The 12,816-nt window shown below is 70.8% G+C and carries 12 protein-coding genes; 6 read left to right on the forward strand and 6 right to left on the reverse strand.

Annotated elements, in window-relative coordinates; all coding sequences use genetic code 11:
* Window positions 1-136 precede the first annotated feature (136 nt).
* Together IQ782_RS24185 and IQ782_RS29980 are read left to right on the forward strand one after the other, a co-directional pair.
* Window positions 137-1,744 (forward strand): arylsulfatase, encoded by a 1,608-nt coding sequence (locus IQ782_RS24185; RefSeq protein ID WP_240989539.1) that lies wholly within the window; start codon window positions 137-139, stop codon window positions 1,742-1,744.
* Window positions 1,745-1,864: 120 nt separating this feature from the next.
* Window positions 1,865-2,470, forward strand: coding sequence for a hypothetical protein (locus IQ782_RS29980; protein ID WP_240989540.1), 606 nt, complete (start codon window positions 1,865-1,867; stop codon window positions 2,468-2,470).
* Here IQ782_RS29980 and IQ782_RS24190 read toward each other — a convergent pair whose 3' ends face one another.
* Entirely contained in the window at window positions 2,471-3,250 is a 780-nt protein-coding gene (locus IQ782_RS24190; RefSeq protein WP_194137243.1) for a FadR/GntR family transcriptional regulator, read from the reverse strand.
* Window positions 3,251-3,438: 188 nt separating this feature from the next.
* Here IQ782_RS24190 and IQ782_RS24195 point away from each other — a divergent pair, with 188 nt between their 5' ends.
* The 4 genes from IQ782_RS24195 to IQ782_RS24210 are packed head-to-tail and all read left to right on the forward strand — an operon-like array spanning window position 3,439 to window position 5,987.
* Window positions 3,439-4,152 carry an ATP-binding cassette domain-containing protein gene (locus IQ782_RS24195; protein WP_194137244.1) on the forward strand — a complete coding sequence of 238 codons (714 nt, stop codon included), beginning with the start codon at window positions 3,439-3,441 and terminating at the stop codon, window positions 4,150-4,152.
* Window positions 4,127-4,744 carry a CbiQ family ECF transporter T component gene (locus tag IQ782_RS24200; RefSeq protein ID WP_194137245.1) on the forward strand — a complete coding sequence of 206 codons (618 nt, stop codon included), beginning with the start codon at window positions 4,127-4,129 and terminating at the stop codon, window positions 4,742-4,744. Before IQ782_RS24195 ends, IQ782_RS24200 begins: the two co-directional genes overlap by 26 nt.
* Window positions 4,745-4,756: 12 nt before the next feature.
* Window positions 4,757-5,299, forward strand: coding sequence for a biotin transporter BioY (locus tag IQ782_RS24205; protein ID WP_194137246.1), 543 nt, complete (start codon window positions 4,757-4,759; stop codon window positions 5,297-5,299).
* 7 nt (window positions 5,300-5,306) lie between these two features.
* Complete coding sequence (locus IQ782_RS24210) at window positions 5,307-5,987, forward strand: nitroreductase (RefSeq protein WP_194137247.1); 681 nt, start codon at window positions 5,307-5,309, stop codon at window positions 5,985-5,987.
* Here the strand turns inward: IQ782_RS24210 and IQ782_RS24215 are convergent.
* The 5 genes from IQ782_RS24215 to IQ782_RS24235 form a co-directional block, all read right to left on the reverse strand.
* Window positions 5,980-7,080: an acetyl-CoA C-acyltransferase gene (locus IQ782_RS24215; RefSeq protein WP_194137248.1), complete on the reverse strand. Its 1,101-nt coding sequence runs from the start codon at window positions 7,078-7,080 to the stop codon at window positions 5,980-5,982. The genes IQ782_RS24210 and IQ782_RS24215 overlap by 8 nt on opposite strands.
* A complete protein-coding gene (locus IQ782_RS24220) occupies window positions 7,077-8,231 on the reverse strand; it encodes an AMP-binding protein (protein WP_194137249.1) in 1,155 nt (384 codons plus the stop codon). Before IQ782_RS24220 ends, IQ782_RS24215 begins: the two co-directional genes overlap by 4 nt.
* A gap of 159 nt (window positions 8,232-8,390) precedes the next feature.
* Window positions 8,391-10,496: an ATP-dependent helicase gene (locus IQ782_RS24225; RefSeq protein WP_194137250.1), complete on the reverse strand. Its 2,106-nt coding sequence runs from the start codon at window positions 10,494-10,496 to the stop codon at window positions 8,391-8,393.
* A gap of 141 nt (window positions 10,497-10,637) precedes the next feature.
* Window positions 10,638-12,284, reverse strand: coding sequence for a sulfatase-like hydrolase/transferase (locus IQ782_RS24230; RefSeq protein WP_194137251.1), 1,647 nt, complete (start codon window positions 12,282-12,284; stop codon window positions 10,638-10,640).
* The gene (locus IQ782_RS24235) at window positions 12,281-12,790 is read right to left on the reverse strand and encodes a MarR family winged helix-turn-helix transcriptional regulator (protein WP_194137252.1); all 510 of its coding nucleotides are present in this window, start codon (window positions 12,788-12,790) and stop codon (window positions 12,281-12,283) included. Before IQ782_RS24235 ends, IQ782_RS24230 begins: the two co-directional genes overlap by 4 nt.
* Between the last annotated feature and the right edge of the window lie 26 nt (window positions 12,791-12,816).

Here is a 12,816-nt window from a genome sequence, read left to right on the forward strand (position 1 = left end):
AATTCTGTGCATCGTAACCGTGCCGACCATGCTAATCAATCGGGGCGACGCGGACAGTTGGCCGGTCGCGAATTTTAAGGACCAATTTTTGACCGAGCCAGCGCCCGGCGCAGGCATTGAGAGCAAAGGTGCTGACATGAAACGATATTTCATTGCCGTGGCCGTGATGAGCCTTGCTGCGCCGGGCCATGCGCAGGATTGGCCAGACCGCAGCAAGCTACCGGTGCCGCTGGCACCCTTCGAAGGCACCATCGGCGAGACCTACGAGGACTCCGAGGCCGACTGGCAGGAGCCGGTCGCCGCGCCCGAGGGGGCGCCCAATGTCATCGTCATCCTGCTCGACGACGTGGGCTTCGGCCAGACCTCGACCTTCGGCGGGCTGATCCCGACCCCGGCGCTCGACCAGCTCGCCGCCGAGGGGCTGCGCTACACGCGCTTCCACACCACCGCCATCTGCGGCCCGTCGCGCGCCGCGCTGCTCACCGGGCGCAACCACCACAGCACCGGAAACGGCTTCCTGATGGAATGGGCGACGGGCTTTCCCAGCTATTCGACCATGCTGCCGAAGGAGACCGCGACCATCGCCGAGATCCTCAAGGACAACGGCTATGCCACCTGGTGGTTCGGCAAGAACCACAACACGCCCGACTGGGAGCAGACCGTCACCGGCCCCTTCGACCGCTGGCCCACGGGCATGGGCTTTGACTATTTCTACGGCTTCAACTCGGGCGAGACGCACCAGTACTACCCTGTGCTCTTCGAGAACACCGTCCCGGTCGAGCCCGACAAGACGCCCGAAGAGGGCTACCACCTGATGACCGACATGACCGACCGCGCCATCGCGCGGATGAAATTCGCCAAGTCGGTCGCGCCGGGCAAACCCTTCTTCATGTATTTCGCCCCCGGCGCCATGCACGCGCCGCACCATGTCACCGCCGAGTGGCGCCAGCAGTTCGACGGCGCCTTCGACATGGGCTGGGAGGAATACCGCACCCAGGTCTTCGCCAAGCAGCAGGAGATGGGTCTTCTTCCCGAGGGCACCGAGCTGACCCCGCGCCCCGAGTGGGTGCCCGCCTGGGACACGCTCAGCGACGTGCAGAAGGAGGTCTACGACGACCTCATGGAGAATTTCGCCGGCTACTTCGCCTTCACCGACCACGAGGTCGGGCGGCTGCTCGACGCGGTGAAGGAGCTGCCCGACGCCGAGAATACCATGGTGGTCTATATCGTCGGCGACAACGGCGCCTCGTCCGAGGGCGGGCCGGACGGCACGCTCAACGAGATCATGAACCTCAACGGCATCCCCTCGGACCTCGAGGACATCAAGGCCAATATCGACAAGCTGGGCGGGCCGGAGTCCGAGCCGCATTACCCGGTCGGCTGGGCCTGGGCCGGGAACACGCCGTTCCAATGGGTCAAGCAGGTGGCCTCGCACCTCGGCGGCACGCGCAACCCGATGGTGATCAGCTGGCCGGCGAAGATCCAGCATGACGACGCGCCGCGCACCGCCTTCCTGCACCTCGTCGACGTGGTGCCGACCATCCTCGAGGCGGCGCATATCCCCATGCCCGACAGCGTCAACGGCATCGACCAGAAGCCGCTCGAGGGCGAGAGCTTCCTTGCCAGCTTCACCGACCCCGAGTTCAAGGGCCGCACCCAGCAGTATTTCGAGGTCTTCTCGAACCGCTCGATGTACGCCGACGGCTGGAAGGCCAACGCCCAGCACACCTTCCCCTGGCGGTAGGACTTCGCGCCGGGCAACTGGGACCAGGACAAGTGGGAGCTCTACAACCTCGACGAGGACTTCTCGGAGGCCAACGACCTTGCCGCCGAGAACCCCGAGAAGCTGGAAGAGCTGAAGGCCATGCTCGACGAGGCCTTCGAGAAATACGGCGTGCTGCCGCTGGATGACCGGGGCGCGGGGCGGCTCGCCATCGCCAAGCCGCCGGTGCCGGGGGCGGTCGAGGGCACAAAGATCTTCACCTACTACGAGGGCGCGATCCGCATCGCCGAGCCCGCCGCACCGCCGATGAAGAACCGCTCGTGGACGCTGACCGCCAAGGTCGAGACCGAGGGCGCGGCAACCGAGGGGGTGATCATGGGCTTCGGCGGCGTCGCCGCGGGCATGGCGCTCTACGTCGAGGGCGGGGTGCCGATCTTCGATTACAACCTCTTCGAGGAGCACACCGTGGTGCAGGGCAGCGAGCCGCTGCCCGAGGGCGCGGCAGAGATCACCCTCGACTTCGCCTACCAGGGCGGCGAGGGCGAGGCCGGCAAGGGCGCCGAGATCACCCTGTCGGTGAATGGCACCGAGGTGGCGACGGGGTCCATGGAGTCCACCGTCGCGGGGCGCTTCGGCATCGACACCTTCGGCATCGGCGAGGACAGCGGCCAGCCGGTGACCGCCGCCTACAAGCCGCCCTTCAAGTTCACCGGCGCGATCGAAAGCGTGGTGGTCGAGGTGGAGTGATCAGACCTTCAGCGTCGGCAAACCGAGGTCGAACACCGTGGTGCCCTTGGAATCGAGCAGCGCGGTGTCCACCAGTTCGGTCATCAGCCGGCGCGCCCCCACCGGGTCCCGCGCCGCGATCCGCTCGAAGACCGCCGCGTGCTCCTCGACCGGGTTGCGGGTGTGCGGGTTGGGCATGTCGCGGTAGCGGAAGGCGGTGGTGTAGGCGACGGCGGCGCAGATGCCCGATTGCAGCGACAGCAGCACCGGGTTGTGCGAGCTGATCAGAATCGCCCGGTGAAAGCTCGCGTCGGCGTTGTGCCAGCTGTCCTCGGTCATGTCGCAGTAGCGCATCGCGTGCAGCGCCTCGCGGAACAGCGCCAGATCCGCCTCGCTGCGGCGCTCGGCGGCGAAGGCGGCGGCGGGCGGCTCGATCATCGCGCGCATCTCGTAGAGGGCGCGGATGTACCAATCGGGCGGCGCGCCGCTCTCGAAGCTCCAGCGCACCACGTCGGGATCGAGCAGCGACCAGTTCTCGCGCGGGGTAACCCGCGTGCCGCTGCGGGTGCGGGTGACGAGCATGCCCTTGCCCGCCAGGCGGCGCAGCGCCTCGCGGTAGGCGCCGCGCGAAATCCCCGTTTCCGAAAGGAAATCCATCTCCTTCGGGATGGGATCGCCGCTCGCGTAGACACCGCTGACGATCTGGCGGCCAAGCCAGTCAGCGATGGATTCATTCTTGCGTTTCTCGGGCGCGGCCTGCGTATCGAAGCCAAGCCCCACCATGTTTAATTTGTCCGACATATTCCAAGTCTATCCGGCGCACCGCGGCTGTCAATCGCGCCCGGCGGCTGCCGCGGGGGCGCAGGTGAACTTCGCCGCCGGGCGTGGCTTGCCGGCACGGATGCCCGCGGCGGGCAGAGAGGGATTGCAACCGGGCCGCCGGGCGTCGTACCCCGGACCGACGTCGGATCGCAGGGAGAAGCGCGCGGGTGCTTGAGCTCAGGAATGTCTCGGTGAAGCTTGGCGGCACGCAGGCGCTGCGGCAGATCTCGGTGCGCGCGGCCGAGCGGCGCATCGCCATCGTCGGCCGCAACGGCTCGGGCAAGACCACGCTGGCGCGGGTGATCGCTGGCTTGCAGACGCCCGACGAGGGCAGCGCCGAGATCGGCGGGCGCGACATGGCGCGCGACCGCAAGGCGGCGCTGCGCGCGGTCGGCATCCTGTTCCAGAACCCCGACCACCAGATCATCTTCCCCACCGTCGAGGAGGAGATCGCCTTCGGCCTCGTGCAGCTCGGGCGGCCCCGCGCCGAGGCCGCGACCGAGGTGCAGGCGATCCTCGCGCGCTTCGGCAAGAGCCATTGGGCCAGCGCGCCGACGCACGGGCTGTCGCAGGGGCAGAAACAGCTGGTCTGCCTGATGTCGGTGCTGGCGATGCAGCCCGCGCTGATCGTGCTCGACGAGCCCTATTCCGGGCTCGACATCCCCACCCGCCTGCAACTGATGCGCTACGTCGGCGAGGTCGAGGCCAGCGTCCTGCACATCACCCACGACCCCGAGAGCGTGCGGCACTACGACCGGGTGATCTGGATCGACGAGGGCGCGATCCGCGCCGACGGCCCGCCCGCCGAGGTGCTGCGCCAGTTCGAGGCGCAGATGCGGCTCTGGGGAGGGTGCGATGATCTCTCTGACCTCGCCGGTTGAGACCTGGGCCCACCGCGTGCCCGCGGGGGTCAAGCTCGCGGCGCTGTCGCTGGCGACGATCGGGCTCTTCGCGCTGGAGGACCCGGCGCCGCTCGCGCTCGCCTTCGCCGGATCGGTGGCGCTGGTGCTGTCGGGCGGCTGGCGCTTCGCCGGTGCGGCGGCGCGCAGCCTGCGCATCCTCTGGCCCTTCCTCGGTCTCATCGCGCTCTGGCACGGCGTCACCGGGCAGCTGGCCGAGGGACTCGCCGTGGCGCTGCGGCTGCTGGCGGCGCTGACGCTGGCCAGCTTCGTGACCATGACCACGCGGCTCACCGACATGGTGGCGGTGGCGAGCTGGCTGCTGGCGCCCTTCCGCCGCTTCGGTCTCTCGACCCGCGCGCTTGAGCTGTCGGTGGCGCTGGTGGTGCGCTTCACCCCCTCGATCGCGCGCAAGGGCGGGCTGCTGACCGAGGCCTGGCGCGCCCGCTCGGCCCGCCGCGCCGGCTGGCAGGTGGTGATGCCCCTTGCGGCCCTGGCCATCGATGATGCAGAACATGTCGCCGAGGCGCTGCGCGCCCGCGGCGGTGTCGTACCGCCCGAACACACCGGATAGGAGGATCCGCCCTTGGAACGCACTCTCACCCTCGTGGCGCTGTTTGCCGCGCTCATCGCCGGGCTCGGGCTGATCCCCAAGTTCACCCTCGCCTTCGGCGTGCCGATCACCGCGCAGACGCTGGGCGTGATGCTCGCCGGCACCGTGCTCGGCGCGAAACGCGGCGCGCTGGCCTGCCTGCTGTTCATCGCGCTGGTGGCGCTCGGCCTGCCGCTTCTGGCCGGTGGCCGCGGCGGTCTCGGCGTCTTCGCCTCGCCGACCGTCGGCTTCCTCGTCGGCTGGCCCGCCGCCGCCTTCGTGACCGGCTTCATCGTCGAGCGCTGGCGCGGCAACCTGGCGCTGGTCTCTTCCATCGCCTCGGTGATCGGCGGCATCCTCGTGCTCTATGTCTTCGGCGTCATCGGCATGTCGGTGACCCTCGGCAAGACCCTCCCCGAGGCGGCGCTGCTGGTCACCGCTTTCATCCCCGGCGACGTGATCAAGGCGGTTCTGGCGGGCCTCATCACCTCGGCGCTGGCGCGCTCGCGCCCGGCCAGCGTGCTGTCGCGCGGCTGATCCGGGGATGAGCGTCACGGCGGCAGAGGAGCTGCTCTTCGCGCGCCGCTCCGCCCGCGCCTTCCTGAAAGACCCCGTGCCGCGCGCCGATCTCGAGCGGATCCTGCGCGCGGCGCGCTCGGCGCCGAGCGGCGCCAACCTGCAACCCGGCCGCTTCCACGCGCTGACCGGCGCGCCGCTGGCCGATCTGAGCGCGGCGCTGCTCGGGGCGATCGACGCCGGCCGCCCGCAGGTGTCGCAATATTCCTATTTCCCAAGCCCCATGCCGCCCGAGCTGAAGGCCAAGCAGCGCGCGGCGGGCTATGCGCTCTACGCCGCGCTGGGGGTCGCGCGGCGCGACCTCGACGGGCGCCGCGCCCAGTTCACCCGCAACTACGGCTTCTTCGACGCCCCGGTCGGCATCGTCGTGACCATCCACCCGGAGATGGGCAAGGGCTGCTTCATGGATCTGGGCATGGCGCTGATGGCACTGATGGTCGCGGCGCAGGGCATGGGCTACGCCACCTGCGGCATCGGGGCGCTGGCCAATTACGCCGATGTCGCCCACGCCCAGCTCGGCCTCGGCGCCGACGAGATGGTGGTCTGCGGCATGGCCCTGGGACGCGCCGACCCCGAGGCGGCGGCCAACATGGTCGAGACCGCCCGCGACCCGCTTGACGATTTCTCCACCCTGCGCGGCTTCAGCTAGACAGCAGCACCGCCGTCCCCAGCCCGCCCGCCGCCGCGATGGTGGCAAGCCCGGTGCCGCCGCGCGCCGACAGCGCGTGGAACAGCCGCACCGCGTTGATCGCGCCCGAGGCCCCCACCGGGTGCCCGCGCGCCAGCCCGCCGCCGCCGGGGTTGACGATCCCCGGATCGATCCCGGCCCCGCGCACGCAGGCGATCGCCTGCACCGCATAGGCCTCCATCACCTCGGCGACGCTCAGATCCGCCGCGCCCAGCCCCTGCCGTTGCAGCAGCGTCCGGATCGCCGCCACCGGCGCAAGGCCGGGCCGGTCGGGCCGCCCGCCCAGCGTCAGCCCGCCGCGCCAGCCAAGCCCGTCCCGCCCGAGCCGCGCCGCCACCCGCTCCGAGACGAGGATGCAGATCGCCGCCCCATCCGCCGCCACGGCGGCGTTTGCGGCGGTGATCGCGCCCGACAGCACCGGCGCCCGCGCCGCCAGCCGCGGCGACACCGCGCGGCTGAAGGCATCGCGCTCCAGCCCCGCCAGCGGCACGATCTCGGCCGAGAGCTCGGCGGCCAGCGCCTTGCGGTGGCTCTCGATGGCCCAGGCGTCCTGCTCTGCCCGCGCGATGCCGCCCTCGGCCCCCAGCGCCTCGGCGGCGACGTCCATCTCCGGGTCGAGCTCGGGCCAGGGGGTGAAGGGCGGGCGGTCATAGGCGGTGGCCGCACCGCCCTCGGGATCGCTGCGCAGCCGCAGCGGCCGGCGCGAGTAGGATTCGACCCCGCCCGCCGCCACCACCTCGGCCTGCCCCGAGGCGATCATCGCCGCGCCGACCACCAGCGCATCCAGCCCGCCGCAGCATTGCCGGTCAATGGTCAGCCCGGCCACCCGCTCGGGCAGCCCCGCCGCCAGCGCCACCAGCCGCGCCGGGTTGCCGCCCGCGCCGAGCGCATTGCCCAGCACCAGCTCGTCGACCTCGCCGGGCTCCAGCCCCGCCGCCGCCAGCGCCGCCCGCAATACCGGGGCCGCCAGATCGGGGATCTCCAGCCGCGACAGCGCCCCGCCGCGCGGCGCGACGGGCGAGCGCAGCGCCGAGAGGAGCCGCACCCCGCTCACGCCTCCGCCTCCAGCCAAAGCCCGATCGCGCGCAAATCCGGCTTGCCGGAGACGGTCAGCGGGAAATCCGCCATGCCGAGAACCCGGCGCGGCGCGGCCAGCGGGCCGAAGGCGGCGCGGCCAAGTGCCAGCAGCCGCTGCGAGCGCGCCGCGTCGCAGGGCCCGGCGATCACCGCCACCAGCTGCACCCCCCGGCGCGGGTCCGGAAGGGGCAGCACGGCGCAATGCGCCACCTCGGGATCGGCGAGCAGCAGCGCCTCGATGTCCTCGGGAAAGACGTTCTGATCGGCGATGGTCACCATGCGCGAGCGCCGCCCGGCGACGCTCAGGACCCCCTCGGCATCCAGCCGCCCCATCTCGCCCACGGTCAGGAACCCGTCCCGCCAGCGCGTGTCGGCGCTGGAGCCCTCGGCGTAGCCCTCGAAAAGATAGGGGCTGCGCACCCAGATCTCGCCGAAGCCCCCTTCGGGCGCGTCGATGCGGATCTCGACGCCCGGATAGGCCCGGCCCACCGCCCCCTCGGGCGTCAAGGCATCGCCCCAGGCGATGAAGCTGGTCTCGGCGGCGCCGTAGAATTCGCGCAGCTCGGCCCGCGGGCAGAGCGCCGCCAGCCGCGCCCGCAGCCCCTCGGGCATCCGCCCGCCGCCGCAGAGGATGTGCCGCAGCGACGGCAGCCCCTGCCCCGCCTCGCAGAGCAGGCGCAACTGGGTGGGCGTGGCGTAGAGCAGCGTCGCCGCCGTCTCGCGCAGCGCCGCCGCCTGCCGCGCCGGGCGCTGCCCGCCGAGGCACAGCAGATCTGCCCCCAGCCAGGCCGCCTCGGCAATGGCGTAGAGCGCCAGCGAATGCTGCGGCGCGCCCAGAACCGCGCAGGTGTCGCGCGGGGTGATCCCGAGCGCCGCGGCATTGACCTCGAAGCTGGCGATCCACGAGCCATGGCTGCGGCGGATCGCCTTGGCCGCGCCGGTGGTCCCCGACGAGCGGCTCTGCATCAGCCCGCGCCGCGCGCCCGGCAGCGGTGTCACCCCCTCGGGGCCGATGGTGAAGCCGGCCCCGGCCGCCAGCGCCGCGCGCAGGTCGCGCAGCACCGGGTCCGGCGGCGCGGCGCGCAGCAGGCGGCAGTCGGGATGCCAATGGAAAACGGCGTCACTCATCAGGACAGGCCCCTCCGGATACGCGGCTCGCCGCCCTTTTCGCCGATGCCGCGGCGCAACGCAAAGCCGATCGGGGCGGGTCGTTCTTCTAGGATCAAATATCCCGGGGGACGCCGCGCAGCGGCGGGGGGCAGAGCCCCCGCAGCCCGGCGCCCGGGGTCAGCCCCACATGTCGCGCATCTGCGCGGCGATGTCGATCCGCCCCGGCGCCGGGGCCGCGCCGCCGCCCTGCGGGGCGGGCGACCAGTGGCTGCTGTCGAAATGCCCGAGCAGCTCGCGCGGGATGAAGCGGGTGCGCGTGGCGTAGACATGGCGGTCGCCGCCGCGGCTCTGCTGGGTGACGTAGAAGCGCAGCGGCAGCCCCAGCGTCAGCCGGTCCTTGGCGCGGGTCATGGCGACGTAGAGCAGGCGCCGCTCCTCCTCCAGCTCCGGGGTCGATCCGGTGCCGAGATCCGAGGGGATGCAGCCGTCGACCGCGTTGAGCAGGTAGACCGATTTCCACTCCTGCCCCTTGGCGGAATGGATGGTCGAGAGGATCAGGTAGTCCTCGTCCTTCAGCGGCACGCCGGATCGGTCCGAGGTGGCGTCGGGCGGATCGAGCGTCAGCTCGGTGAGGAAGGCCTCGGCCGAAGGGTAGCCCATGGCGATCTGCTCCAGTTGCAGCAGGTCGTCGCGGCGGGTGTCGGCGTCTTCGTGGATGCGCGTCAGGTGCGGCTCGTACCACGCGCGCGCCAGCCCGATGGCGGCGGGCCAGGGCGCGCGGGTGGTCATCGCGGCGACGAAGGCAGGCCAGTCGGCCTCGGCCTTGGCGGGGGGCGCGACGTCGTTCAGCGCCGCGGCGGGATCGGGCGAGAGGTCGAGCGCATTCAGGATGTTGGCCGCCGACTTCGGCCCGATGCCGGGAATGAGCTGCAGCACCCGGAAGCCCGCCACCCGGTCGCGCGGGTTGCGCGCGAGCCGCAGCACCGACAGCAGGTCCTTCACGTGGGCGCTGTCGAGGAATTTCAGCCCGCCGAATTTCACGTAGGGCACGTTGCGGCGGGTCAGCTCGGCCTCGAGCTGCACCGAGTGGCTGGAGGTGCGGAACAGCACCGCCTGCTGCTTGAGCGTGGTGCCGGTCTCGCGGTCCTCGAGGATGCGGCCGACGATGTAGCGCGCCTGGTCGGCCTCGGTGTTGACCGTCACCAGCCGCGGCTTCTCGGCCGAGGCGCGGGTGGTCCAGAGGTTCTTGGTGAAGCGCTCGCGCGCCTGCCCGATCACCGCGTTGGCGGCGTCCAGTATCGGCGCGGTCGAGCGGTAGTTGCGGTCGAGCGTGATGACATCGGCGGGCGGCGCGAAGGCGGCGGGGAAGTCGAGGATGTTGCGCACCGTGGCGGCGCGGAAAGCGTAGATCGACTGCGCGTCGTCGCCGACCACCGTGAGCCCGCGCCCGTCCGGCTTCAGCGCCATCAGGATGCGCGCCTGAAGGCGGTTGGTGTCCTGGTATTCGTCGATCAGCACGTGGTCCCAGGCGCTGCCGATATGGGCGGCGAACTCGGCGTCCGACATGACCTGCGCCCAGGCCAGCAGCAGGTCGTCGTAATCGAGCACGTTCTGCTCCTGCTTGGCGCGCACATAGGCGCCGAAGAGCTGTCTCAGCTCCGCCTCCCACATGGCGCACCAGGGGAAGTGGTCGCGCAGCACCTCGTCCAGCGGCTCGCCGGCGTTGACCGCGCGGGAATAGATCGACAGGCAGGTGCCCTTGGCCGGGAAGCGCTTCTCGGTGGCCGAGAACCCCAGCGCGTTGCGGCAGAGGTTCATCAGGTCGGCGCTGTCCTCGCGGTCGTGGATCGAGAACTCGGGGTTCAGCCCGATGGCCGGCGCGTGCTCGCGCAGCAGCCGCGCGCCGATGGCGTGGAAGGTGCCGGCCCATGTGAGCGCCTCGGCGACGATGCCGGTGCCCATGGCGCGGGTGGTGATCGTCTCGACACGGCGGGTCAGCTCGGACGCGGCGCGGCGCGAGAAGGTCATCAGCAGGATGCGCTGCGGATCGGCGCCGTTCATCAGCAGCTGCGCCACGCGGTGCGCCAGCGTGCTGGTCTTGCCCGAGCCCGCCCCGGCGATCACCAAGAGCGGCCCGGCCGGCGACGCATCGCCGGCGCTGATGCCGAAGGTGGCGGCGGCGCGCTGGTTGTCGTTCAGCGCCGCGAGAGGGTCCGTCTGCGCCGCGCCCGCGCCCGGCTGGAGATCCGTCGCCGGACCTGTGCTGAGGTCTGCCTGTGTCATCTGCTGCCCGATCCTGCCCTGCGGCATGTTCTGATCGGGCCGAGCATAGCCGAGAAGGAACATAATGGGAACGCCGATCTGCCGCGCCGTGGCGTCCCGCCGCCGCCGGATGACGTGGCCGGATGACGTGGCAGGGGGCGGCTAGGGCCGCCCCACCGGCGACAGGCTGTCGAAGGGCTTGCCGGTCACCTCCTCGTATTCCTGCGCGTCCCAGAAGCCGATGAGGATGCCGGTCTCGGCCGCCTTCTTCTGCCGCGCCAGAACCGTCGGCGTTGCGGTGATCCGCGTGTGGTGCCGCCGCGCCCAGTCGAGCAGCGCCGCCTCCATCCGCGCGCGCACCGAGGCATGGTCTGCCGCCTGCGACGCCCCGAGGTCCGTCAACTCGTCCGGGTCGGTCTCCAGGTCGAACAGCACCGGGCGGAACCCCTCGCAGCGGATGTATTTCCAGCGCCCGTCGCAGATCATCACCGTATGCGCGTCTTCCTGCGGCTGGTTCAGGCTGCGGGCCATGTCGGACCAGTGGTAGTCGTGCTCGCTGATCACGTAGCGGCGCGCGAAGCCCCCGGTGCCGTGCAGGATCGGGGTGAGGTCGCGGCCCTCGATCACATGCGGCTTGGGCGCGCAGCCAACGGCGGCCATGAAGGTCGGCGCGAGGTCGATCATCTCGACCAGCGCATCCGAGACCAGTCCGCGCGTGCCCTCTGCCTCGGGGCGCGGATCGGCGATGATCAGCGGCACCTTCACCGCCATCTCGTGGTAGAAATCCTTGTCCCCCATCCAGTGGTCGCCCATGTAGTCGCCGTGGTCCGAGGTGAAGGCGACGATGGTGTTCTCGCTCAGTCCCTGCGCGTCCATCCAGGCGAAGAGCCGCCCGAGGTTGTCGTCGAGCTGCTTGATGAGCCCCATGTAGGCGGGGATCACGTGCTCTCGGACGTGATCGCGCGAGAAGCTCTTGCAGACCCGCGCCGCGTGGTAGGCGCGCAGCAGCGGGTGATCGGTCTCGCGTTCGGCCCCGGAGCGGACCGGCGGCAGGATGTGACTTTCGTCGTACATGTCGTGGTAGGGCGCGGGCACGATGTAGGGCCAATGCGGCTTGATATAGGACAGGTGGCACACCCAGGGGCGCCCGTCCGCCTGCGCCGCGCGCATGAAGTCCATCGCCCGGTCGGTCATATAGGCGGTTTCCGAGTGCTCCTCGGGGACATTCGCCGCGAGCCGCGAGTTCTTCAGCAGCCAGGCCGAGAGCAGCTCGCCGTCCGCGTCGAGCCCCGAGTTGGCAAAATCCTCCCAGGGGTTTTCGGAGGCGTAGCCCTGCGCCACGAGGTAATCGTCATAGGCCGACCAGTTCTGCCGCGCGCTGTCGGGGTGCAGCCCGTCGTCGCGCTCGAAAGGCTCGAAGCCGCATTCCGAGACCCGCACGCCGATCTCGCTTGTCGGGTCGATCCCCAGCCACGCCATGCCCTCGGCATCGGCGGTCATATGGGTCTTGCCGACCAGCACCGCGCGGGCACCGACCTCGCGCAGGTGATCGCCGAGCGTCGGCTCGCCGACCCGCAGCGGCATGCCGTTCCAGGTCGAGCCGTGGCTGCGCACGTAGCGCCCGGTATAGGCCGACATGCGCGACGGGCCGCAGACCGGCGACTGCACGTAGGCATTTGTGAAGCGCACGCCGCGCGCCGCCAGCGCATCGATATGCGGCGTGTGCAGATGCGGGTGGCCGGCGCAGCTGAGGTAGTCGAAGCGGAGCTGGTCCGCCATGATCCACAGAACGTTGGGTGGGGTTGTCACTTGGCTGTCTCCTCCTTCAGCACCTGCTCCACGGGCCTGCGCAGGAAATCCTCGAAACGGTCGAGAAAGCCCACGAAGACCGCGATCTCCTCCTCCGAGAACACCTCGCGCAGCGCGGCGCGGCGGCGCGCCATCACCGGCGCGGCCCGGTCGTAGGCGGCGCGGCCCGCCGGGGCGATCTCGACGATGGTCTGCCGCCCGTCGCCCTCGTCCCGGCGCATCGTCACATAGCCCTTGCGGCGCATGTCGGGCAGCGCCCGGCTGAGCAGCGAATGGTCCGCGCGCTGGATCGTGGCGAGGTCGCGGATGGTCATCGGGCCGACCTCGTGCAGATCCCACAGCGTCCGCCATTCGACGATCGACAGGCCGCCGCCGTGCTGCAGGAACTGCTGCCCCTGCATCCGCGAGGCGGCATAGATCGCCGGGAGCCGCGAGAAGAGGTTGTAATCCTCGCGCGCCTGACGCGCCGCGATGCGCGCTTCGTCCCGTTCCGTCGCTGTCGTCATCATCCGCCTCCTGTTGTGCCGATAAA

This window comes from Salipiger mangrovisoli, from assembly GCF_015223355.1.
Lineage (GTDB): Bacteria > Pseudomonadota > Alphaproteobacteria > Rhodobacterales > Rhodobacteraceae > Salipiger > Salipiger mangrovisoli.

Bases quoted from the DNA above. Each gene is read 5' to 3' on its own strand.
- IQ782_RS24225 (WP_194137250.1), bottom strand. From the start codon at position 10,496: ATGACACAGGCAGACCTCAGCACAGGTCCGGCGACGGATCTCCAGCCG.
- IQ782_RS24235 (WP_194137252.1), bottom strand. From the start codon at position 12,790: ATGACGACAGCGACGGAACGGGACGAAGCGCGCATCGCGGCGCGTCAG.
- IQ782_RS29980 (WP_240989540.1), top strand. From the start codon at position 1,865: ATGCTCGACGAGGCCTTCGAGAAATACGGCGTGCTGCCGCTGGATGAC.
- IQ782_RS24220 (WP_194137249.1), bottom strand. From the start codon at position 8,231: ATGAGTGACGCCGTTTTCCATTGGCATCCCGACTGCCGCCTGCTGCGC.
- IQ782_RS24200 (WP_194137245.1), top strand. From the start codon at position 4,127: ATGATCTCTCTGACCTCGCCGGTTGAGACCTGGGCCCACCGCGTGCCC.
- IQ782_RS24190 (WP_194137243.1), bottom strand. From the start codon at position 3,250: ATGTCGGACAAATTAAACATGGTGGGGCTTGGCTTCGATACGCAGGCC.
- IQ782_RS24210 (WP_194137247.1), top strand. From the start codon at position 5,307: ATGAGCGTCACGGCGGCAGAGGAGCTGCTCTTCGCGCGCCGCTCCGCC.
- IQ782_RS24185 (WP_240989539.1), top strand. From the start codon at position 137: ATGAAACGATATTTCATTGCCGTGGCCGTGATGAGCCTTGCTGCGCCG.